This is a genomic window from Pseudoalteromonas sp. HL-AS2 (assembly GCF_031198805.1).
Classification (GTDB): domain Bacteria; phylum Pseudomonadota; class Gammaproteobacteria; order Enterobacterales; family Alteromonadaceae; genus Pseudoalteromonas; species Pseudoalteromonas nigrifaciens.
Genome location: NZ_CP133571.1, coordinates 299,767 through 320,952, shown reverse-complemented (window position 1 = coordinate 320,952; position 21,186 = coordinate 299,767). Strand labels below are relative to the sequence as shown.

19 protein-coding genes are annotated in these 21,186 nt (G+C 41.1%); 11 read left to right on the top strand and 8 right to left on the bottom strand.

The genetic code is table 11. From position 1 onward, the window contains the following. Positions 1-5 precede the first annotated feature (5 nt). Positions 6-2,240, bottom strand: a complete 2,235-nt coding sequence (locus tag RB215_RS01515; protein ID WP_309216716.1) for an ABC transporter permease subunit — start codon at positions 2,238-2,240, stop codon at positions 6-8. A gap of 357 nt (positions 2,241-2,597) precedes the next feature. On the opposite strand from RB215_RS01515, the gene RB215_RS01510 reads away from it, so the two are divergent. Next, complete coding sequence (locus RB215_RS01510; RefSeq protein ID WP_011327021.1) at positions 2,598-3,104, top strand: glycine cleavage system protein R; 507 nt, start codon at positions 2,598-2,600, stop codon at positions 3,102-3,104. Between the two features lie 266 nt (positions 3,105-3,370). Here RB215_RS01510 and RB215_RS01505 read toward each other — a convergent pair whose 3' ends face one another. The 6 genes from RB215_RS01505 to RB215_RS01480 all read right to left on the bottom strand — a co-directional run bounded on the left by RB215_RS01505 (position 3,371) and on the right by RB215_RS01480 (position 11,372). Continuing rightward, the gene (locus RB215_RS01505; RefSeq protein WP_011327019.1) at positions 3,371-3,826 is read right to left on the bottom strand and encodes a hypothetical protein; all 456 of its coding nucleotides are present in this window, start codon (positions 3,824-3,826) and stop codon (positions 3,371-3,373) included. Positions 3,827-3,967: 141 nt separating this feature from the next. Next, positions 3,968-7,084 carry an efflux RND transporter permease subunit gene (locus RB215_RS01500; protein WP_309216715.1) on the bottom strand — a complete coding sequence of 1,039 codons (3,117 nt, stop codon included), beginning with the start codon at positions 7,082-7,084 and terminating at the stop codon, positions 3,968-3,970. Between the two features lie 8 nt (positions 7,085-7,092). After that, positions 7,093-8,841, bottom strand: a complete 1,749-nt coding sequence (locus tag RB215_RS01495) for an efflux RND transporter periplasmic adaptor subunit (RefSeq protein WP_309216714.1) — start codon at positions 8,839-8,841, stop codon at positions 7,093-7,095. Then, a complete protein-coding gene (locus tag RB215_RS01490) occupies positions 8,831-10,156 on the bottom strand; it encodes a TolC family protein (RefSeq protein ID WP_011327016.1) in 1,326 nt (441 codons plus the stop codon). Before RB215_RS01490 ends, RB215_RS01495 begins: the two co-directional genes overlap by 11 nt. Before the next feature lie 91 nt (positions 10,157-10,247). Further along, positions 10,248-10,619, bottom strand: a complete 372-nt coding sequence (locus RB215_RS01485; protein WP_011327015.1) for a hypothetical protein — start codon at positions 10,617-10,619, stop codon at positions 10,248-10,250. A 144-nt stretch (positions 10,620-10,763) separates the two neighbouring features. Further along, positions 10,764-11,372 (bottom strand): paraquat-inducible protein A, encoded by a 609-nt coding sequence (locus RB215_RS01480; RefSeq protein ID WP_309216712.1) that lies wholly within the window; start codon positions 11,370-11,372, stop codon positions 10,764-10,766. A gap of 241 nt (positions 11,373-11,613) precedes the next feature. Between RB215_RS01480 and RB215_RS01475 the strand changes: the two genes are divergently transcribed. Together RB215_RS01475 and RB215_RS01470 are read left to right on the top strand one after the other, a co-directional pair. Continuing rightward, complete coding sequence (locus tag RB215_RS01475) at positions 11,614-12,180, top strand: alkylphosphonate utilization protein (protein WP_086994814.1); 567 nt, start codon at positions 11,614-11,616, stop codon at positions 12,178-12,180. A gap of 147 nt (positions 12,181-12,327) precedes the next feature. Beyond that, a complete protein-coding gene (locus tag RB215_RS01470; protein WP_011327012.1) occupies positions 12,328-13,137 on the top strand; it encodes an META domain-containing protein in 810 nt (269 codons plus the stop codon). A 56-nt stretch (positions 13,138-13,193) separates the two neighbouring features. Here the strand turns inward: RB215_RS01470 and RB215_RS01465 are convergent, their stop codons facing one another. Further along, positions 13,194-14,033: a 23S rRNA (adenine(2030)-N(6))-methyltransferase RlmJ gene (locus RB215_RS01465; RefSeq protein ID WP_309216710.1), complete on the bottom strand. Its 840-nt coding sequence runs from the start codon at positions 14,031-14,033 to the stop codon at positions 13,194-13,196. A gap of 238 nt (positions 14,034-14,271) precedes the next feature. Here RB215_RS01465 and RB215_RS01460 point away from each other — a divergent pair, with 238 nt between their 5' ends. From RB215_RS01460 to RB215_RS01425, 8 genes are all read left to right on the top strand, one after another. Then, positions 14,272-14,502 carry a cell division protein ZapB gene (locus RB215_RS01460; RefSeq protein ID WP_011327009.1) on the top strand — a complete coding sequence of 77 codons (231 nt, stop codon included), beginning with the start codon at positions 14,272-14,274 and terminating at the stop codon, positions 14,500-14,502. Then, complete coding sequence (locus RB215_RS01455) at positions 14,502-14,807, top strand: cell division protein ZapA (protein WP_011327008.1); 306 nt, start codon at positions 14,502-14,504, stop codon at positions 14,805-14,807. The genes RB215_RS01460 and RB215_RS01455 overlap by 1 nt, the downstream gene beginning before the upstream one ends. 59 nt (positions 14,808-14,866) lie before the next feature. After that, entirely contained in the window at positions 14,867-15,883 is a 1,017-nt protein-coding gene (locus RB215_RS01450; protein ID WP_011327007.1) for an MBL fold metallo-hydrolase, read from the top strand. A 56-nt stretch (positions 15,884-15,939) separates the two neighbouring features. After that, the gene (locus RB215_RS01445; RefSeq protein ID WP_309216709.1) at positions 15,940-17,409 is read left to right on the top strand and encodes a transglycosylase SLT domain-containing protein; all 1,470 of its coding nucleotides are present in this window, start codon (positions 15,940-15,942) and stop codon (positions 17,407-17,409) included. Positions 17,410-17,479: 70 nt separating this feature from the next. Beyond that, entirely contained in the window at positions 17,480-17,974 is a 495-nt protein-coding gene (locus RB215_RS01440; RefSeq protein ID WP_011327005.1) for a peptidylprolyl isomerase, read from the top strand. A 31-nt stretch (positions 17,975-18,005) separates the two neighbouring features. Then, positions 18,006-18,734 (top strand): SDR family NAD(P)-dependent oxidoreductase, encoded by a 729-nt coding sequence (locus tag RB215_RS01435; protein ID WP_182679060.1) that lies wholly within the window; start codon positions 18,006-18,008, stop codon positions 18,732-18,734. Further along, entirely contained in the window at positions 18,731-19,570 is an 840-nt protein-coding gene (locus tag RB215_RS01430; RefSeq protein ID WP_179807607.1) for an amidohydrolase, read from the top strand. The genes RB215_RS01435 and RB215_RS01430 overlap by 4 nt, the downstream gene beginning before the upstream one ends. A 49-nt stretch (positions 19,571-19,619) precedes the next feature. Beyond that, the gene (locus RB215_RS01425) at positions 19,620-21,185 is read left to right on the top strand and encodes a S41 family peptidase (protein ID WP_193038832.1); all 1,566 of its coding nucleotides are present in this window, start codon (positions 19,620-19,622) and stop codon (positions 21,183-21,185) included. Position 21,186: the final 1 nt, after the last annotated feature.

Below are 21,186 nucleotides of genomic sequence, written 5' to 3'. Positions count from 1 at the left end.
TCCACTTACATTGAGCTGTATTTTTCACGCAGTTGCTGACGAACAAACTCAGCAATGGTGTTAAAAACAAAGGTAAATATAAATAATACAAATGCTGCTAAAAACAATATTCTGTAATGCGAACTACCCACTTCCGACTCTGGCATTTCAACCGCAATATTTGCCGCAAGCGTACGCATTCCCTGAAACACACTCCAATCCATAATCGGGGTATTACCGGTTGCCATAAGCACTATCATGGTTTCGCCTACTGCGCGGCCAAGGCCCATCATTACCGCAGAAAATATTCCAGGGCTGGCGGTAAGTAATACCACGCGTATCAGTGTTTGCCACTGTGTTGCACCCAGTGCCAGTGAGCCATTAGACAAATGCTTAGGCACGCTAAATACCGCGTCTTCCGCAATCGAAAATATAGTAGGAATTACAGCAAAGCCCATCGCAATACCCACTACCAAGGCATTACGCTGATCGAAGGTCATGCCAAGCTCGTTAGTTAAATATTGGCGCACGTTACCATCAAACATCCACAGCTCAACAGTTTCGCTCATCGCAAACGAAAACCAACCAATAAATAACACTACCGGTATAAGTATAATGGCATGCGATCCTTCAGGAATTTTATGGCGAATACTGGCTGGTAATTTAGTCCAACCAAGCGCAGTGGCCAAAATACCTAAAGGTAATAACACCAGTAAGCCGACTATGGCTGGTAAGTGCTGCTCTATTAAAGGCGCTAACCATAGGCCCGCTAAAAAGCCCAAAATAACGGTAGGAAGTGCTTCCATTATTTCTACCGTTGGCTTAACCACTTTACGCAGTTCACTCGACATAAAGTAAGCGGTATAAATAGCAGCAGAAATCGCGATAGGTACGGCAAATAGCATGGCGTAAAATGCCGCCTTTAAGGTACCAAACGAAATAGGCACTAACGAAAACTTAGACTCAAAGTCGTCACTGGCTGAGGTTGATTGCCAAATATAACCAGGCTCTGGGTAACCTTCGTACCACACTTCTTGCCAAAGTGCAGACCAAGTAACTTCTGGGTGTTCGTTATGAATTTCTAATACGATTAGTTTGTTGTCGGCAACAATTAGCGCTGCATTTGCACGCGGTGCTATAGCAAAGTTTTTAATTGCTCCTTCGCTTACTTTGCCTTGCCACAATTTTGCTTGGCTTGTGGTGTAATAAACACCTAACTCACCATTACTACTGGTAGTAAAAAAGGTACGGCGATAAAACTCAGTAAATACGTTTAATTTACTTTGCTTTGTTGTTTCAAATGAACGAATTTTTTGATATTCACGGCCACTGTCGGTATTTATTTCAAACCACTGCGATACCTTTCCATTATCGTTTGCCAACATAAGAGAGTTAGCGCCCGCAAGTAATTGCGCCGAAACAATATTAGCGTTTTCTTCATTGGCAGACAGTAATTGAATTTGCTCTACTTCGCTTGGGTCGCGCGTATCGTAAACATAAATTTGATTAGCTGAGCGCACAAATACTCGGGTAGTATCTGGCGACATAAGTAACTCATCTACTCGCCCAGCAACATCTAGCTCGGTGCGTTCCACAAGCCATTCTACTTCGCCGCTAAACATGTTTTCTTCAGCAACAAAGCTACTAAATAAAACGCGCTTGTCGGCTGTTAGCGCAACAACGGCTGTTTTGTCTTCAAAGTGGCTAAATGCAAAACGCTTTATAGCAGCACCTTGCTCGTCTACCTCTAAAGCAAGTTCGCCTAGCGGATAATCTAAACGCGGAGTTAATTTACGTTCGTTATTTGGAAACGTCACCATAAATTTAGGAATAACAATTTTTACACTGCCATTTTCTAAACCATATGCATATTGCCCCTGAAACGGTGCACTGGTAGCAAAGCTACTCACATCGCTAGGCAGGGTTACCTCTAGCGTTTTTAGCTTTTTACCAAAGTTAGCTTTTTCAACACTATAAAAGTCAACACTCCCTTGCTGGCTTAATAAATAAGCAACTTCAGTTTGTTCCTCAACGCCTACTCCCACTATTTGCTCTGCGTTTGTAAGATTAAAACTGTCGCGCTTTTCAACTTTAGCTGATTCAAAAATTGGCTGTACTATATAAAGAAGGTAGAAAAAAATTAATAGCAGCGCTATTAATACCATTACTCCACCTACGGTTATGCCAAACTGGGCAAGTCGGTCTTTAAATAGACGGCTTCGATCCGTATTAAAAGTCGGCTTATTCGGATTGGAAGTCATCAAAACATCCTTTAATCTTAACGTTGCAGTGATTATATTTCATCAAAGTGACAGTAATGTTACAGCGGTAATAATTATTTACCGTGTAATTTAAATATCTTTAAGATCAAATAGCAGCCGTGTTTATGCAGTATTGATGAACTAAATATTATATTTATTGGACAAAGTATTTATCGAGGTCAATACTCAGGAAGCATTTAGTTAATAATTATGGTTTGTTGCAAGGGCTGCACTGTAGGATTAAAGGTCTAACTTTAGCAACTAAATCATAATATTTAACCTGAACTCTGAATAGAGTTAAACAACACTTAATGCCTATGCATTACCTTATTTGGGCTTTAAAGAAGAGAACTATTTATGAAGCAGTTGGTTATAACCATTTTAGGACAAGATCGTCCTGGTTTAGTAGAGAGCATTTCATCCGTTATTTTAGAAAATCATGGCAACTGGCTAAGCAGCAACTTGAGCCATTTGCTCGGTCACTTTGCAGGAATTATTCAGATTGAAGTTAGCGAAGAGCATTTTCAGGCACTGCAAAATGCGCTCAATGCTCTGCCTAAACTTGATGTACGTATTGAAACAGGCAATACAGAAATAGAACCCGCCACACGTGAGCAACTTAACTTTGTTATTACCGGTAACGATCGCCCGGGTATTGTGCAAGAGCTTGCAAGTGTAATTCGTCATAAAGGAGCCAATATTACTCACTTAAACTCAAGGCAACAAAGCGCACCTAATTGGGGCGTGCCTATTTTTAGTGCTGTTGCTACAGTAACACTACCTAATGGGTTGAATAAAGAAGAAGTAATTAATGCATTAGAGTCGATAACAAGCGACTTAATTGTTGATGTAGAAAAGGTTTAACAAAATAACGGCGCTACACACCATAGTGTAGCGCCGTTATTTTTATTAGTTTTAACTGTATATAAATTTACATAACCTGAACTCTGGTTAAGAGATTTACTAACGTATTGAATCATAGTTATATTTAACTGTATTTTCTCTAGCTAGAGATTTTCAGTGAAAATAAGGCGAATTTACGCGTCAATAGCTGGCCTATTGCAAGAAAATTCAACACAGTTAGCGCTGAAAATAGCTGCTTAAGATAAGTTTATTATCCGGAGATCAGGTTACATATCTATATGTCGGTTTATGCTTTGTACCATTTGTTTTAATCCTTGGTACTCAAGCTGCAGTATTTGTCCGAGTTTTTCTTTACCGTCTGCAGTTTGTGTTTTTCCCTCTAAGTACTCATAAGCATTTATTACTTTTTGATGCTGATCAGACAAATAGCCCTGAATAGCTTGCTCATCTAATTGGGTACTTCGATCTAAATCAGTAAAATTCAGTAGCTCTGGATTTTCTGCAAAATACTCATAGCAGTAGGTATCTAACGTATTTATGGTGGTGATTGCTTTAAAGCCAATTAAATCTTCAGCGAGTTTTTTTTCGTATTTAGTACAGTAATCAACTAATTGAGTATTATGCTCACCTAATAGTTCCCGCACACTAAAAAAGTTGGCCGCCATTTGTGTATGAAACAAAATAGTCCAGTCATACATTTGTTGAATTGTTTTAACTTGCATCTGCATTCCTTACTTAAGCTGAGTAAACATAGTAATGCGTAAATCGTGCCATATAAAAAAGTGAGCAATATCAATAGCAAATTTGCAGGCTATGTAACTTAATACTGTTTTTCAGTATAAGTTACATAACCAATGTAAATATTATAGGTCGCGTTTGCGCCACAATAAATACGTTGCCGGTATAACTAATAAGGTTAAAACAACCGCACTAAACATACCCCCTACCATAGGCGCTGCTATGCGGCTCATTATTTCACTGCCCGTGCCAGTGCCATAAAGTACCGGTAATAAACCTATCACTATAGTAGCTACTGTCATCATTACGGGGCGTACTCTTAGCCCTGCGCCCTCTGTTATTGCTTGCTTAAGCTGCTCATAATTAAGCGGCACACCAGTTTGTTGTGCTTGGGTAATTTTTTCTTGGTAGGCCTGATTTAAATACACCAGCATGATCACCCCAATTTCTACGGCCACCCCTGCAAGTGCAATAAAGCCCACCCCAACAGCCACCGAAAAGTTAAAGCCTTCTAGGTACATTAGCCATATTCCGCCAATCATCGCCAACGGTAAAGTAACGATAATAATCAATACCTCCGCAAAGCTTCTAAAGTTCAGATACAGCAGCACTACAATAATGGCTAACGTTAGTGGTAATACGTAAGCAAGCTTATCTTTAGCACGCTGCATATATTCATATTGCCCAGCCCAGGTAATTGAATATCCTGCTGGTAGTATCAATTGCTCATGCAAAATTTGCTGGGCGTTTTCTACATATGTACCAATATCAATATTTTCTATATCAATAAAGCTCCAACCATTTAAGCGGGCATTTTCACTTTTTATTCCGGCTGGGCCATCTTCAATAAATACCTTAGCAACATCGGCTAAAGCTATACGCTGCCCGGCTGGAGTTACAATAGGAAGTAACATTAGCTCCTCAGGTGAATCGCGGTAACCTTGCGGGTATCGTAAATTTACCGGATAGCGCTCTTGCCCTTCTACGGTTTGGGTGACATTTGTGCCGCCAATAGCAGTAGCTACAACTTGCTGTATATCGGCAATATTTAAACTATAGCGCGCCGCTTTTTCACGGTTTATATCTACCTTAATATAACGCCCACCAGCAACTCGCTCAGAATAAACGGATGCCGTACCCGGTACATCTTTTAAAATGCTTTCAATTTGTTGACCTATTTTTTGAATTTCACTCAATTTAGGGCCAGCAACTTTAATCCCCACCGGGGTTTTAATGCCGGTTGCTAACATATCAATACGGGTTTTTATTGGCATAACCCATGCGTTAGTTACCCCAGGAAACTTCACTAAACTATCTAGCTCTTTTTTGAGTTTATCTAGGGTCATACCTTCGCGCCATTGATCTTTAGGCTTGAGCTGAATAAAGGTTTCTATCATGGTAAGCGGCGCTGGATCTGTGGCGGTTTCTGCTCGCCCTACTTTACCAAATACAGTTAGTACCTCTGGCACAGTGGCAATTAATTTATCGGTTTGCTGTAACAACTCCCGCGCTTTACCAATCGAAATACCTGGATAAGTAGTTGGCATATACATTAAATCGCCCTCATCAAGGGGGGGAATAAACTCACTCCCCATTTTATTTACAGGATAAAAGCCAATCACTGCAATCAACGTAGCTAAGGCCAAAGTTGCTTTAGGAAACTTAAGTACTGCGTTAAGTAATGGTTTATAAGCATTTACCAGCATGCGGTTAACCGGATTTTTTTGCTCTGAAATTACTTTGCCGCGAATAAAGTAACCCATAAGCACCGGTACTAAAGTAATTGCAAGCCCAGCAGAGGCAGCCATAGCATAGGTTTTAGTGTACGCCAGCGGGGCAAACATACGCCCTTCTTGCGCCTCTAAAATAAATACCGGCATAAAACTTACCGTAATTATCATTAAGCTAAAAAATAATGCGGGGCCGACTTCACTGGCCGAATCGATCACCACTTGCCAGCGGTTCTCATCGGTTAGTGGGGTTTTTTCCATATGTTTGTGCATATTTTCAATCATCACTATAGCGCCATCGGTCATAGCGCCAATTGCAATGGCAATACCGCCAAGCGACATAATATTGGCATTAATACCTTGCCAATACATAATTAAAAATGCTGTTAAAATACCCAGCGGTAGAGTAATAATCGCTACTAAAGATGAGCGCACATGAAACAAAAATACAATGCAAACCAAAGCAACCACAACCAACTCTTCGAGTAATTTACTGCTTAAGTTATCAACTGCATCTTTAATCAAGTTGGAGCGGTCGTACACGGGTACAATTTCAACTCCCGCTGGTAACCCTTTTTTTAATGACTCGAGCTTTGCTTTTACCAGCTCAATGGTTTTTTGCGCGTTTTCACCGTATCGCATTACCACTACGCCACCAGCCACTTCGCCTTCGCCATTAAGTTCGGCAATACCACGGCGCATTTGCGGCCCTAGACGAATATCGGCCACATCACGCAATTGCAGTGGTGTGGCATTAGTATTTACACCTAAAGGAATCGCTTCTAAATCGGCGACACTTTTAATATAGCCGGTGCTAGTAACCATGTATTCAGCCTCGGCCATTTCGACTACCGATGCGCCCATTTCTTGATTGCCTTGGGCAATGGCAGTTTGAATTAAGCTCAGTGGAATGCCATAAGCTCGTAACTTATCGGGGTCAACCGTAACTTGGTACTGTTTTACCATGCCCCCTACTGAGGCAACCTCAGATACGCCAGGTACGGTTTGTAATTCAAATTTTAAAAACCAATCTTGTAAGCTGCGTAATTGGCTAATATCGTGTTGATTAGTTTTATCTACCAGTGCATATAAGTAAATCCAACCAACACCGGTGGCATCGGAGCCAAGCTCTGCGCTGGCTGTAGCTGGCAAGCGGCTCGCTACTTGGCTTAAATATTCTTGTACTCGGCTACGTGCCCAGTACAAATCGGTTTTTTCATCAAATATTACATATACGTAAGAGTCTCCAAAAAATGAAAAGCCCCTTACTGTTTGCGCTCCTGGCACCGATAACATTGCGGTGGTAAGTGGAAAAGTAACCTGATCTTGCACTACTTGCGGTGCTTGCCCCGGATACGAGGTTTTAATAATTACTTGCACATCTGATAAGTCGGGCAAGGCATCAACTGGGGTATTTTTAACAGCAAATAAGCCCCCGCCAATTAAAATAACGGTCAGTAACAACACAAAAAAGCGATTAAGAACGGACCAACGTATAATTGCAGCTATCATATTGCCTCCTAATGCGCGTTATGCAATTGCATAGTGTGATTACCTGATGCACTTGTAGAGTGCTCACCATTTATGTGGCTAATCACAAACTCCCCTTGCTGCAAACTAAAGGTAAAGTTTATTTGTTGCTGCGCTGCAAGTGCGGTTAAATCTATATCATCTGCAAAGGTAAAATCGAGCCTTGCAGGTTCGCGTCCCCATTTTTCTATTGCACCACGGCTAATATTTGCTATGCGCTGTGCTTTATCAATACTGTTAATTGTGCCCAAAACAGTTGCTGTATTTTTTTCGCTATTTGTTACTGTGCTTTTCATTATATGAATAGCCGTTAATACATAACTGCCATCAGCTTGCTTAGTCAGCTCAAAATGTAATGTTTGGCCATTTTCAAAAGCAGTAAAGTCAACATCATCAGCAACCGTAAAGTCCATTGTCATACTAGGCCAATCAAGTTCAGCTATCGGCTCATGGCTAATATTAACCATACGATGTTCCGCCATAATGCTATTAACAATGCCCTCGCTCCATACAGAGCTAACAGCTTGAGGGGCTTGCATACGTTTAAAGTCTGAGCTTTTACTTGATTCTGAATCTAATAAAAATTGCGCCGAAACCACCACGTCATCATCTGCCATTATTCCTGATAATATTGCGGTGTTTTTACTGTCACTTCTGCCCATTTCTACAGCCACAGATTTAAAACGCCCCTCGCCCAAGGCAACCACTACACGGTTTTGGTTACCGGTGCGGATCACCGCTTCTTTAGGGACTACTAATTGCGCTTTATTGGCTTGAGTATGAATATTTACTTGGGCAAACATATTAGGCTTAAGTTTATGGCCTTCGTTATTAAAGCGCAGGCGCACTCGCAAGGTCCGGTTTTTAGCATCGAGTGTTGGGTAAATATAATCCACTTTACCCTGCCAGCTTTGGCCACTTAAATAATCAAGCGTCATGCTTACTGGCTGGCCAATCTTAATTAGCTCAGCTTGGCGCTCAAACACTTGCGCTTCAACCCATACCTCATCAAGCTTACCAATACTCATCATAGTGGTGCCGGGTTTCACATAAAAACCTTCGCGCACATTTAGCTCCTCAACTACGCCACTTTGAATGGCGTAAAAGGTAATGTTTTGCATTACTTGTTTACTTTTTTGCAGCCGCTCTACAAAATCATCCGATATATTAAGTGACTTTAAGCGTGCTTTAGCTGCGCGAATTAGCACCTGGTTGTTACGATTGAGCGCTAATAGAAACTCTTCTTGGGCATTCACTAATTGCGGTGAGTACAAGGTATAAAGTGGCTCACCGTGCTCAACACTGTCGCCTGCTGCTTTGATATAAAGCGTTTCTAACCAGCCCTCTACACGGGGGTGAATATGAATAAGTTGATCTTGATTATATTGCACATAGCCAACCGTTTTAACTTCATTTTGTAACGCTTTGTACTGTACTTTGGCGATTCTTACCCCGAGATTATTAACCACCGCTGGCGAAATAGTCACAGCACCTGGGCCATCTAAATTGCTACTACTGCCTGGTGCTTCATCGTAAACAGGCACTAAATCCATGCCCATTGGCGAAAGCCCGGGTTCATCACGTCGATAATTACTATCCATGGGTGCTACCCAGTACAGTGGTTGTTTTTCTGTGCTTGCTTTAATATCAGTATTGCTCGCGGGCATAAGCGATAATACTAATGCCGTTACTCCACCACCCACTACAGCTGCTATTAATAGTTTTAAATTAGTATTCACGATTTTGCTCTCCTAATTGCTCAAGCATCACAGCAGCGTCTTGGCTACTGGCATAATAATTTAGACGAGCAATAATAATTTGTTGGTCTATTTGAATATTTAAGCCGTCAATTTTGGCATTAAGCTCACTAATACGAGCACGCATAACTTCTGAAAAATCACCGTCGTCCCGCGTGTATGCATTGAGTGTGGCTTGGGCTTGCTCTGCCATTTGCGGTAATAACTTAGTTTGATAAAGCGTATCGCGTTTTTGTAGCTGCATTAATTGGCTAAACTCTTTGAAATACATCCCTTTTAACTTTTGTAGCGCTATTAACTTTTGAGTTTTAACTGCTTCAGCTGTCGCTATTGCAGCGTTAACTTGCTGATCTTGGCGGTTACTAGTAAATAACGGCAAATCAATACTTACCCCAACAGAGAGTAAATCGGCTCGTGAGTCTCCCATAGGCGTATCACCTCGATGGCTATAGCCCATATTTACTCCAAACTGCGGCTTATAACTTTGCTTTGCGAGCGCTATTTCTGTTTGCTTAGCTGTTACTGTTTGATCAATAGCAACAATCGCGGGATGCGCCATAAGTAACGACATTAGCGCCTCAAATTCCAGCGTGGTAAAACTAATTAACGGCTCAATAGCTGTGTTTTTAGTACTTACTGGTTGAGTTAGCATGCTCATTGGCAACCATTGCGACAGCCGTTTTTTAGCACTTTCAAGTTGCTGCGCTAGCATTACTAATTTATCTTCTAGGCGAGTGAGCTCTAACTGAGCGCGAATAATATCTTGCTGACGAGTTTTGCCTAGCGAGCTGGCATAACTTGATTCGGTTATATCAATCAGTTGCGAAAATAAGGCTTTATCTTGTTCGATAAGCGCAATGCTGCGCTGAGCTCTGTACGCATTAAGCCATGATTCAATAACAATTGTTTTTACTTGTGCAAGGCGATCGGCTCGCAACCAAGGATGTTGCTGCGCAGATTGTGCTAAGGCTTGCTGTTTTAATGCTAGGCTGTCGCCACGACTAAACATTTGGCTTACACCAATACTTAGCTGCGTCATACCTTCTTGATCTAAAGCAAAACCATCGGTTGGCACGCCCATTAAACCCAAAGTTAATACCGGATCAGGCAAACTACCTGCGGCTATACTTTGTGCTTGCTCTGAGGCTTGTTGGTACTGGCTTGCCTTTAGCCAAGGCTCATGGTTTAGCGCATACGAAAGCGCCTCATCTAGGCTAAGTTCATTGCTGTGTGCTGAGATTGCAGTTCCTAGCATTAGCGCTAAAAAACTGACTTTAAATACTGCAAAGTGATTCATCACTTACTCCACTAAAATTAAAAGATTAATTTAGAGGCAGAAAAGGTGAATTAAACGACTTGACCTAATTTTAGGTACACCTATCCTGCAATTAAGCAGACATAGGGGGGCGGTATAGCGAGCTGACTAAATGGTGTTGGTTTTGTGAGGGATAGAGCTGTATTTTTTCAGAAATAATCAGTGGGGTGCTAAATAAACCATCAACACTCAACATTGAGTACGCTGAACAAGCATTAATTGGGCAATTACATTCTTGCTCGGTTGCTGCATCATCGCAACAGTCCATATTCATCATACTGACTGACATTTGCTGATGTACTTTTTCAGTTGCAACATTAGTTGCAGCATGCTGTGTTTGGCTCATGTGCGGCATTTCACATAGCATAGCAACAGACGCAACAGCCTGACCCACAAGCGTGAGTAACATAGCGATGATCAGTAAACTAGAGTAAATGCGTTGCAAAAAGTTGCCTTATTGAGGTTCTAGGTTCTAGGTTCTAGGTTCTAGGTTCTAGGTTCTAGGTTCTAGGTTCTAGGTTCTAGGTTCTAGGTTCTAGGTTCTAGGTTCTAGCGAAGTTTATGATAACTGAATAGTTAATACAAACCTTTATATATTTTTTGCATCGGTTTTAATAAAACTACTCGCGGCAATGGCAAATAAGCAATAACCGGTAAAATACCAAAAGCCATTCCCCAGTTCGGCGTGCATTTTAATTAGCCCACCGGTTTCACCCTCGGCATTGCCTGCAAGGTAAGTAACAATAAGTGCAATAACAAACACATCTACCATACTCCATTTACTCAAAACGCAAATAGTTACTCCCAGATTTTGCTTAAACTTACTCGCTGGCAATAAGCAAAAGACTAATTGCATTAGTAACTTAATAGTCGGTATTACAATTGAGAAAAAAGCCACCAACACCGCCACTAAATAATTTTTATTATGAGCCAGTTCGTTAACCGTTCCCCAAATGCTGCGTGTTTTTTGATAAGCACTTATCTCACCTTCAAGCTTATCTAACCCAAACATGCTTGATGCCATCATCAGCATGTTTCGAGTGTTGCGGTCGCCTTCATCGGCAATCATCTCAATGCCTGTTTGCGCTAATTTAGACTTATCTATTTTCCCCTCTAGGGATAATACAGGCTGGGTAACACCGGGAACCAATAAAGCTAAAGCAATTAAAATACTAACTATAGGGAGAAGTAAGCGCATAACATATCAAAAAAATAAACCATCATGCGCTTATCATACGCAAACTTAAACGCTGCGTCTTGCTCAATGCTAAACCGAGTTTGCTGTATTTAATTATTGTAATTTGCAGTTACAAACAAGATATAACCATACTTTTTATATGGATATGCGCTAATCCTTAGTGCAAATGTACACAAAGAGCCCAGATGGAGGTATAATAACCACATAATATTTTTGTAAAAACAGCATAAGAGCCTCCTATATGAGCATTGAACAAGCCTTAGTAGAACGTAGTAATAACCAATGTGAATTATGTGCAGCAACAGATACTTTATCTGTGTACGAAGTTCCGCCAGTTAAAGAAGCCCACTCAGATAAATGCATTTACACTTGCCAAGTATGTAAAGATCAAATTGAAGACACCGCTGAGCTAACCCCTACCCATTGGCATTGTTTAAACGACAGCATGTGGAGCCAAACTCCTGCAGTTCAGGTAGTGGCTTATCGTATGTTGAGCCGCTTAGCTGCCGACAATGGCTGGGCACAAGACGCCCTAGATATGATTTATCTAGAAGAAGATGCCCTAACATGGGCTCAACAAGTACTTGCTGAAGATGACGACTTAAAACATCTTGATAGCAATGGCGTAGTACTTAAAGCCGGTGATACCGTAACGCTAATTAAAGATTTAGATGTAAAAGGCAGCAGCCTAACCGCTAAGCGCGGTACTGCGGTACGTAATATTGGCTTAACCAGCAATCCTGAACATATAGAAGGGCGTGTTGATGGTCAACGTATTGTAATTCTGACCAAGTTTGTTAAAAAGTAAAAATATTTATTTAGGGCGCATAAGCGCCCTTTTTTACGCGTTGTAACAATCACTAAGCCAAACTTTTACTCCTCAATTAAGCCTTGATTAAGTAACTAAGCACTATCATCATTTAAAATCATCTAATTTAGTATTAAAGGAACAACGATGTTTAAACGTAAGCCAAGTTCAATTTTAAAATCGGTAGCAGGGATCAGCTTCTTAGCCAGTGGCGCATTGGTATTATCTGGATGTGATGATGCTAAGAACACTGCACAGGCAACACAGGCAGAGTCAACAGCAACGCTAACAACTGAAGTTAGTTACCTTGATCGCAGCATGTTGGCGCCTAATTCACAGCTAACAGTAACACTTGCCGATGTATCTAAAATGGATATTAAAGCAACCGTTATTAGCCAGCAGGTTATTGATTTAAATGGTGGTCCTCCTTATACAGTAGAGCTTGCCTACGACACTAACAAAATTAATAAAGCACTTAGCTACAGCGTTAGTGCACGTATTGAAAATAATGGTGAGCTACTCTACACCAGCACAAGCAATAACAACCCATTCGCAGCAGATGCACAAACCAGCCCGTACAAAATTGTGGTTACAAAAGTAGATCAAAAACCAGATGTTGATTTAGCAAATACATATTGGAAAGCAATCACTTTAGCTGGCGATAATGTTACGGTTACAACAAAAGAACCTTTCATTCAATTTAGTAATGATGGCAAAGTGCATGGATTTTTAGGCTGCAATAACTTTAACGGTGGTTATGAAGTTAATGAGCAAACGGTGACTTTTGATCACATAGCGGCAACGCAAAAAATGTGTCATGAAAACATGGATCAAGAAGCTGCAATGTCTAGCATGCTAAGTAAAGCTGCGCAGTGGCAAGTTAATGGCGAATCCTTGAGCTTAAAAGATGAAAAAGGTGAGCAACTAGCTACCTTTAAAGCCGTTTACTTTAACTAAAATAACTGCAGTAATAATTAAAATGCCCAGTTTAACTGGGCATTTTGCTATGTGGGTTACTCTGCGACTAACTGCTCGCTGCGATAAAAACCACTTGATTCACTCAATATACTCACCAGCTCTGGCAACACCTCATCCATAACCTGTTTTGATTTCCACGGTGGATTAATTACTATCATCCCCGAGGCAGTCATGCCATGCACGTCGGTATCGGCTTTGGTAGCTAGCTCAAATAATTGAATATTACGCATGCCAGAGTCAATTAGGTCTTGCTCCATGTTGTCAATGCGGCTACGGTCAACAACAGGATACCAAATCATGTATGTGCCTGTAGCAAAGCGCTGATACGCTTGCATCAACGTAGTAATAACAGTGTCGTAATCGTCTTTGACTTCATAAGGTGGGTCTATTAACACGCAGGCTCTACGCGATGCAGGGGGTAATAAGCCAACCAAACCAGCAAAACCATTTTCGCCACGTACTCGAATCGAACGCTTCCCTTGCATGTTCTCCTCTAGTAATAACAAATCACGTGGGTGCAGCTCAAAAAACCAGCCTTTATCTTGGCGGCGTAAAAAGTGTTCCGCAATTTTTGGCGAACCCGGATAAAACTCTAAATTGGCTGTTTGGTTAAACGATTTGATCAGTGCAATGTAGTCGTTTAAAGCTGAGTGCTTACTAGTGTGTTGCCACAGTTTTTCAATGCCGTCTTGATACTCTTGTGTTTTTTGTGCATCGGCCGCTGCTAATTCGAAAAAGCCCGCACCCGAATGAGTGTCTATATAATCCAGTGGCTTATCTTTTAAAGTTTGGTAACCTAACACTTGTGCTAACACTAAATGTTTAAGTACATCGGCAGGGTTTCCGGCATGAAATGAGTGTCTGTAACTAAGCATTATTTATTTTCGCCATACGCTATTTAATAAAAACAGTGAACCATAAGCACTGTACTTTGACAACCTATCCCCTGATAAGCGGCCATTAAAATGAACCATTTCTGAATGAAAAAGCCAATACACTGAATTATCCCTTAACAGAGAATAAAAATCAGCTAAAACCAGCGTAAATGCTGGTAAATAAACAAACTTTGCTTTACATTTGCATTACCTTAATTACAGTTATATGAGCGCCTTTATGAATAACAACACTCTTCAACAACTCGAACAACTGATCGACCAATTAATTCAGCGTAATAATCAATTACAAGCTGATGTTTCTAATTTAAAAGAACAAAATAGTAAACTCGCTGACGACAACGAGCTTTTGCAATTAGAAGCCCTTGAAAACGAAGAAAAGCAAAAAGATGCCAGCACTACTTTATCTGGCCTGCTTGATAAGTTACAAAGCGCACAACAGGCTAGCTAATGTCTGAGCTGCAAAACCAGCGAGTCACTGTTGAATTGCTTGGTAAAGAGCAGCAATTTGCTTGCCCACCTGGGCAAGAAGAGGCACTTAAAGCGGCAGCTAAAAATCTCAATGATTTGGTTGAGCAAATGAAACAACGCTCTACTGTTAAAAATGAGCAAAATGCCCTACTTATGGCAGCCTTAAATTTAAGCCACGAATTGCTAGAAGCAAAGACTATAAAAGCCGTTGATCTGCAACACCAAGATCAACTCATTGATAAGTTGAGTCAGCACTTATCAAATGACTCTAAACATAATAAATAAAAGCGCCTAGAGCGCTTTTATTTATTACGCAGCTTTTAAACCATAATAGAGAGCGTTATATGAAGTCAGCCCTGCGTTTATTTAAATTAAGTAAGTACCTACTACTGCTTAACTCTTTTTATTTTGCAGCCAATGCTAACGCCGATGTTACGTGGGAGAAAATAAGTCCCAATATTCAATTTTTAAAACAACAGCATAAACTACGTTTTTACGACTCAAACCAAGTATTAATTGAAGGTAGTAAATGCGCACTGTTAGTAGATACCAGCGGCAACTTTGCTGCAGTAGAACAACTTGCTAGCGATTTAAAAAAGCACTTAACAACACCTTTGTGTTACTTAGTGGCCACTCATTTTCATGACGATCATTTGCTGGGGATGGCTGTAATGCAGCACTTTTACCCCGATGCGCAATTAATTACCCATCAGCAAGTAAAAACTGACTTTGCCCTTTATCAGCAAGCATTTAACGATAAGCTAGAAGGATTCGAAAAAAGCATTGAGCTTAGCTACCAACGCTTAGCAACACTCCCCGAAAATGAGCAAGCGCAGTGGCGTACAAAGTTAGAACGCGCTAAACAGCGCCTATTCCGCTGGCAAAAATATCAACTCAATGCACCTGAAATAAGCATAAACACCAATAAAACATTAGACTTAGGCAATTTTGAAATTACTTTAAACGCCCACCAAGCACATACCAATGGCGATTTAACCATTACAACTAACAGTGGCAGCACTTTGATTGGTGGAGATATTGTTGACTGGCTTCCCTACCCTGGCCACGGCGAGCTAAGCAGCTGGCGCGCACTGCTACAACAATATATTAATGACTCAGTGCTAAAAACTATAATTCCTGGTCATGGTGAACTAACTAATAAGTCGCAACTGCAGCAGTCGCACGCATTTTTAACCGCCATTACAGAGCATGTAGCTAATAATAGTGGGCAAACAATAGAGCAATTAATGCTGTCATTTCCTGATGTCGCGATTAAACCCTACATGCAAGAGTCGCTTAATGCCAAGTCGAGTAATTTATTTTTACAAGCAGGATTAATTCGCGCGATAAACGCAAAATAACTCAACACAACGGACTGTGTTAAAATAGTAAAAGGACTTTAATAGAAGTGAATGTTATGCGCAGTTTGGTTTTAGCTTGTTTAGGTGTTTTTTTATTTGGCTGTGAAACCACCAAGCCAGAGCCTATAGAAGCACCGCAAATATTTACTCACTTTAAGCCAAGTTACAGCGCCCCTAGTGAATTAAAAACACCGCAAAGCACAAAAACTAACTTACGCATAACGCCGCCTAAAAATACAAAAAATAAGATAATAACGCCACCGGCCAAAACAACTGACTTATGGCAGCATATCGCTAATAATCTGCATTTTCCTATTGAACAAAATAAAGCGCTGAAAAAGCGTATTAATTGGTATTTGCAGCAACCCGATTACCTGCAAGTTATGAGCAAACGAGCCGCTCCGTATTTATACCATATTGTAAAAAAGGTAGAACAACAGCAACTACCAATAGAGTTAGCACTGCTGCCTTTTGTAGAGAGCGGATTTAGACCCACTGCACACTCATCGCAGCAAGCTGTTGGCGTATGGCAACTGGTAGGAGCAACTGCACATCATTTTGGGGTTAAGTCAGATCAATGGTATGACGGCCGCCAAGATGTACTTGCCGCCACCGACGCAGCACTGGCGTATTTAAGTTACTTATATAAACGCTTTGATGGCAATTGGCTGCACGCTCTCGCCGCTTATAATAGCGGTGAAGGGCGAGTTAAACGCGCGATTAAACAAAATAAAAAGCACGGTAAAAGCACTGATTACTGGTCGCTAAAATTACCTCAAGAAACCGCCGATTATGTACCCAAGTTACTGGCACTAAGCTACTTAGTTAAACACCCGCAACAAGGTTTTAAACGCCCAAAGCTCGCTTACAAAGCATTGACCACCCATATGAATGTAGGCCAACAATTTGATTTTTCAATCATTGCCAAGCTCTCTGGAGTAGGCTCTAAGCAGCTACATGCACTTAATCAAGGGTATTTAAAAAATCAAAGTTCACCCAATGGTCCGCATACGTTATTACTGCCAATTGAGCAACAGGCACTATTAAACAGCTCGTTTTTTAAAACTAACTTTGCTGGAGAGTACATAGTTAAACAAAACGATACGCTTTACAGTATTGCTAGGCGCTTTGGCATGCCTTTAAGTGCCTTAAAGCAACTTAATAATAAACAAAACAACTTAATTGGCATTGGTGAAAAATTACTTGTTGGCCAGCCCAAAACACTTCCGGAATCATTGACTATTGATTATAAAATTAGCCCCTACCTTGAGCATCAAGAAGTGGTAATTGCAACACTCGAAATAGACTATGAAGTGCAACCAGGCGATACCTTGTGGAGCATTAGTCAGCTTTACAATGTGCCGCACAGTGACCTAGCTAAATGGAATAAACTGTCGGCGTCGAGTATGCTCAAACCAGGTATTCAATTAGTGTTATTTATTCCTCAGGCCGAAAAGCCTCAAGTAACAACAATTAAAAAAGATTTATTGTTAGATCTACAAAAAACATTAAATCAGCCACGTTAAGTTTCTAAAAAAACATATTTCGCGTAAAATTACGCTCTAACTAATACAGTCAAAATTTAAAGAGATAAGCATGCAAATTAGTAAAAATTCAGCCGTTGAATTTCATTACACCCTTAGCGAAGCCGGTGAGCAAATAGAAACCAGCACTAACGAAGCGCCTCTTACTTATATTCATGGCAGCGAAGGCATGCTTCCTGGTTTAGAAAATGCGCTGGAAGGCAAAGCCGCTGGCGAAAAGTTTAGCGTTACATTAGCGCCAAGCGAGTCATACGGCGAACGTGTTGATAACTTAGTACAACGCATTCCGTTAAAGCATTTACAAACACAAAGCAAAGTTAAAGTATGGAAACCAGGCATGACCGCAATGGTAAGCTCGGATCAAGGTCGTCATCAGGTAACTATTATTAAAGTAGGCCGCTTTAATGCCGATTGTGATTTAAATCATCCATTTGCAGGTAAAACACTGACTTTTGATGTTGAAGTAGTGTCGGTACGTGAAGCCACCAGCGAAGAAGTATCGCACGGCCATGTGCATGCAGCAGGCGGATGTGGTCACTCTCACTAATTAAAAAGTAATAACAAATAAAGGAGCAAGTATGTCAAAAGTGGCTATTGTTACCGGCGGCACCAAAGGTATTGGTTTAGCGGTAGTACAACGCTTACTAGCAAGCGGCTATGAAGTACATAACCTTGATATAACACCAAGTAACTTTGGTGAGTTTCATCATTGTGATGTAAGCGATGTCACTGTTGTACGTCGTTGTATTAATGCCATAGTTGGGCAAACGCAGCGCATTGATGTACTTGTTTCTAATGCAGGAAAACATTTAAGCGCCAACATAGAAAGTACCGATGAGCAAACTCTCGATGCACTATTTGCGCTTAATGTAAAAGGCGCGTATGCGGCAGTGCAAAGTGTATTACCAATAATGAAAACCCAAAACAACGGCGCTATTGTGCTTATAGCCTCAGATCAGGCAATTATAGGTAAACAAAATTCATTTGCTTATAACCTGACTAAACACGCCCTTGCTTCTATGGCAAAAACCACCGCGCTTGATTACGCGAGTTTTAATATTAGGGCTAATGCCGTGTGCCCTGGCACTATAGAAACACCGTTATTTCATAACGCCATAGACGCTTACTGTAAAAACAGTGGTGCCAATAAAGCACAAACAGTAGCCGAAGAGGCGGCATTGCAGCCACTTAACCGTTTAGGCCAAGCTGATGAAGTAGCCGCTTTAGTGAATTTTTTAGTCAGCGATGATGCAAGCTTTATCACCGGTAGCTTGCAAAGTATTGACGGTGGTTATACAGCGCAATGAGTAGTGCTATTATTGACCCCCATGTGCATTTTTTTAATCTACTTGAGGGGCAATATACTTGGTTACAAGGCGCTAACCCGCCGCCATGGCCTAACTTAGACAAAATAAAGCAGCCGATCAGTGCTGCGCAATTAATGCAAGATTGCGACTTTAAACTTGCAGGCTTAGTGCATATTGAAGCGGGGTTTGATAACAGCGCACCTATAAACGAGCTTAACTGGCTCACCAAGCACTTGGCTGGCATTACTTACAAAGCCGTTAGTTTTGCCCAGATTGATCAAAGCAATCAGCTATTTAGCCATGCGCTCAGTAACCTTTCCCATCCAAGCTTAGCGGGCATTAGAGATATTACCCAAGGTGATGACGCCAAACGTTTGCTCAGCAGTAATTGCTACAATAACTTTGAAACGTTACAGCAGTTAAAATTACATTTTGAAGCCCAGTTTGAGCTTGAAAACCATATTATAGTTAAGCAAATTGCTCAATACGCCAAACAGTTTCCACAGTTACAAATTATACTTAATCACGCAGGTTTACCCCACAATATGCCAGCGTGGCAGCAAGGCATTAAATTACTCGCCAAGTACCATAACATTGCAATTAAGTTTTCGGGATTTGAGTTACTTAAGCTCAATAGCGGGCAGCAAGCACAGTGCTTTAATATTATTTTGCAACACTTTGGCGAGCAAAGAATAATGTTTGCGAGTAACTTCCCCGTTTGCCAAATCAATACCCAATATAACGACTTATGGCAGGCACACTTTAACTTATGTAGTAACCAAGCGCTTTGGCAGCAATTAAGCTATAAAAACGCTAAACACTGCTATCAACTCTAAATAAAAGCCGCTATATTTAAATTAATCGTTTAAAAATAGAGCTTCTTATATGCACTCTAAAATTCGTGACAAAAAAACAACAACACTCGCTTCCTTAGCACTGCTTAGCGTTTTATCTGGGTGTGGCGGCGGTAGCGATAGCGAGGGCCTTACTCCTAATAGCAATACCAATAGCTGGAGCGCAGGGGTATTTGCCAGTGCCAGCCAATTTAAAGGACAATGCCAAGCAAGTAATGAAAAAAACTGGCTGCGTTCGTGGAGTAACGAAACCTACCTTTGGTACGATGAGATAATAGATACCGATCCAGCGCTTACAAGCGGCGTAGTTGCTTATTTTAACACCTTAAAAACCAATGAACTGACCGATTCGGGCGCTAAAAAAGATAACTACCACTTTAACTTACCTACCGATGAGTGGCAGCGCCAAAGTCAATCAGGGGTAACCTATGGCTATGGCTTTAATATAAAAATACTTGCTCGCAGCGCGCCACGCCAAGCCGTTATTAGCTATACCGAGCCAAATACACCTGCGAGTAATCAAAACCTTGCTCGTGGCTTTGAACTTGTTGCAGTAGATGGCATTGATTTTGTAAATACGACTTCCAGCAGTGAAGTTGCTCTTATTAGTGCAAGTTTGTTTCCTGAGCAAACAGGTAAAACGACCGAGTTTGTATTTAAAGACATAAATACTAACCAAAACCGTACCGTAACACTCACCTCGCAAAATATTACCTCGCAACCGGTAGTCAATGTGCGTACCGACTTAGCCGATGGCGATGTGGGTTATTTTCAGTTTAATAGCCATAATGCGATTGCTGAAGATCAGCTCTACAATGCATTTAACCAATTTGCAGCAAGTAATATTAAAGACTTAGTGATTGACGTACGCTATAACGGCGGCGGCTTTTTACAAATGGCCAGCCAAGTAGCCTATATGATTGCGGGCCGCGCGAACACCCAAGGAAAAGTGTTTGAGCGTACTGTTTTTAACGATAAAAATCCAAATACCAACCCGGTAACTGGGCAAACACTTAGCCCAATGCCGTTTACTAATCAGTTTGTGGGATTTGCTGATAACCCTGCAACTGTGCCCGGTAGCGCACTGCCAACATTAAACCTAAACCGCGTATTTGTTCTCACGACTAGCAGCACCTGTTCAGCAAGCGAAGCCATTATTAATGGTCTGCGCGGCGCCGACATTGAAGTGATCCAGATAGGCTCTGGTACCTGTGGCAAGCCTTATGGCTTTTATCCTACCGATAACTGCGCAACCACCTATTTTACCATTCAGTTTAGCGGTATAAATAATAAAGGTTTTGGCGAGTATGCTGATGGCTTTGCGCCAAAAAACACTATCGATAACGCTTTTCAACCCGTATTATTAAATGGTTGTGCGCTTGCCGATGACTTTTCTCAGCCATTAGGTAATGCCAATGAAGCACTGCTTAAAACAGCGCTTAACTATCGAAATACCGGTAGCTGCCCTGCGCCAAGCTCCATAAACAGTAAACAAGGTTTTGCACCTGCTATTACAACTGATTCGCCTGAAGTAAAAGATACGCGAATTCAAACCTTGCTTGAGCAAAATACTATTCTTAGCGATAACATGAGATAAA

Excerpts from the sequence above, each read along its gene's own strand:
- RB215_RS01465 (WP_309216710.1), bottom strand. The coding sequence starts at position 14,033 with ATGCTTAGTTACAGACACTCATTTCATGCCGGAAACCCTGCCGATGTA.
- RB215_RS01425 (WP_193038832.1), top strand. The coding sequence starts at position 19,620 with ATGCACTCTAAAATTCGTGACAAAAAAACAACAACACTCGCTTCCTTA.
- RB215_RS01460 (WP_011327009.1), top strand. The coding sequence starts at position 14,272 with ATGAATAACAACACTCTTCAACAACTCGAACAACTGATCGACCAATTA.
- RB215_RS01475 (WP_086994814.1), top strand. The coding sequence starts at position 11,614 with ATGAGCATTGAACAAGCCTTAGTAGAACGTAGTAATAACCAATGTGAA.
- RB215_RS01500 (WP_309216715.1), bottom strand. The coding sequence starts at position 7,084 with ATGATAGCTGCAATTATACGTTGGTCCGTTCTTAATCGCTTTTTTGTG.
- RB215_RS01435 (WP_182679060.1), top strand. The coding sequence starts at position 18,006 with ATGTCAAAAGTGGCTATTGTTACCGGCGGCACCAAAGGTATTGGTTTA.
- RB215_RS01445 (WP_309216709.1), top strand. The coding sequence starts at position 15,940 with ATGCGCAGTTTGGTTTTAGCTTGTTTAGGTGTTTTTTTATTTGGCTGT.
- RB215_RS01450 (WP_011327007.1), top strand. The coding sequence starts at position 14,867 with ATGAAGTCAGCCCTGCGTTTATTTAAATTAAGTAAGTACCTACTACTG.
- RB215_RS01515 (WP_309216716.1), bottom strand. The coding sequence starts at position 2,240 with ATGACTTCCAATCCGAATAAGCCGACTTTTAATACGGATCGAAGCCGT.
- RB215_RS01490 (WP_011327016.1), bottom strand. The coding sequence starts at position 10,156 with ATGAATCACTTTGCAGTATTTAAAGTCAGTTTTTTAGCGCTAATGCTA.
- RB215_RS01440 (WP_011327005.1), top strand. The coding sequence starts at position 17,480 with ATGCAAATTAGTAAAAATTCAGCCGTTGAATTTCATTACACCCTTAGC.
- RB215_RS01505 (WP_011327019.1), bottom strand. The coding sequence starts at position 3,826 with ATGCAAGTTAAAACAATTCAACAAATGTATGACTGGACTATTTTGTTT.
- RB215_RS01455 (WP_011327008.1), top strand. The coding sequence starts at position 14,502 with ATGTCTGAGCTGCAAAACCAGCGAGTCACTGTTGAATTGCTTGGTAAA.
- RB215_RS01430 (WP_179807607.1), top strand. The coding sequence starts at position 18,731 with ATGAGTAGTGCTATTATTGACCCCCATGTGCATTTTTTTAATCTACTT.
- RB215_RS01480 (WP_309216712.1), bottom strand. The coding sequence starts at position 11,372 with ATGCGCTTACTTCTCCCTATAGTTAGTATTTTAATTGCTTTAGCTTTA.
- RB215_RS01470 (WP_011327012.1), top strand. The coding sequence starts at position 12,328 with ATGTTTAAACGTAAGCCAAGTTCAATTTTAAAATCGGTAGCAGGGATC.
- RB215_RS01510 (WP_011327021.1), top strand. The coding sequence starts at position 2,598 with ATGAAGCAGTTGGTTATAACCATTTTAGGACAAGATCGTCCTGGTTTA.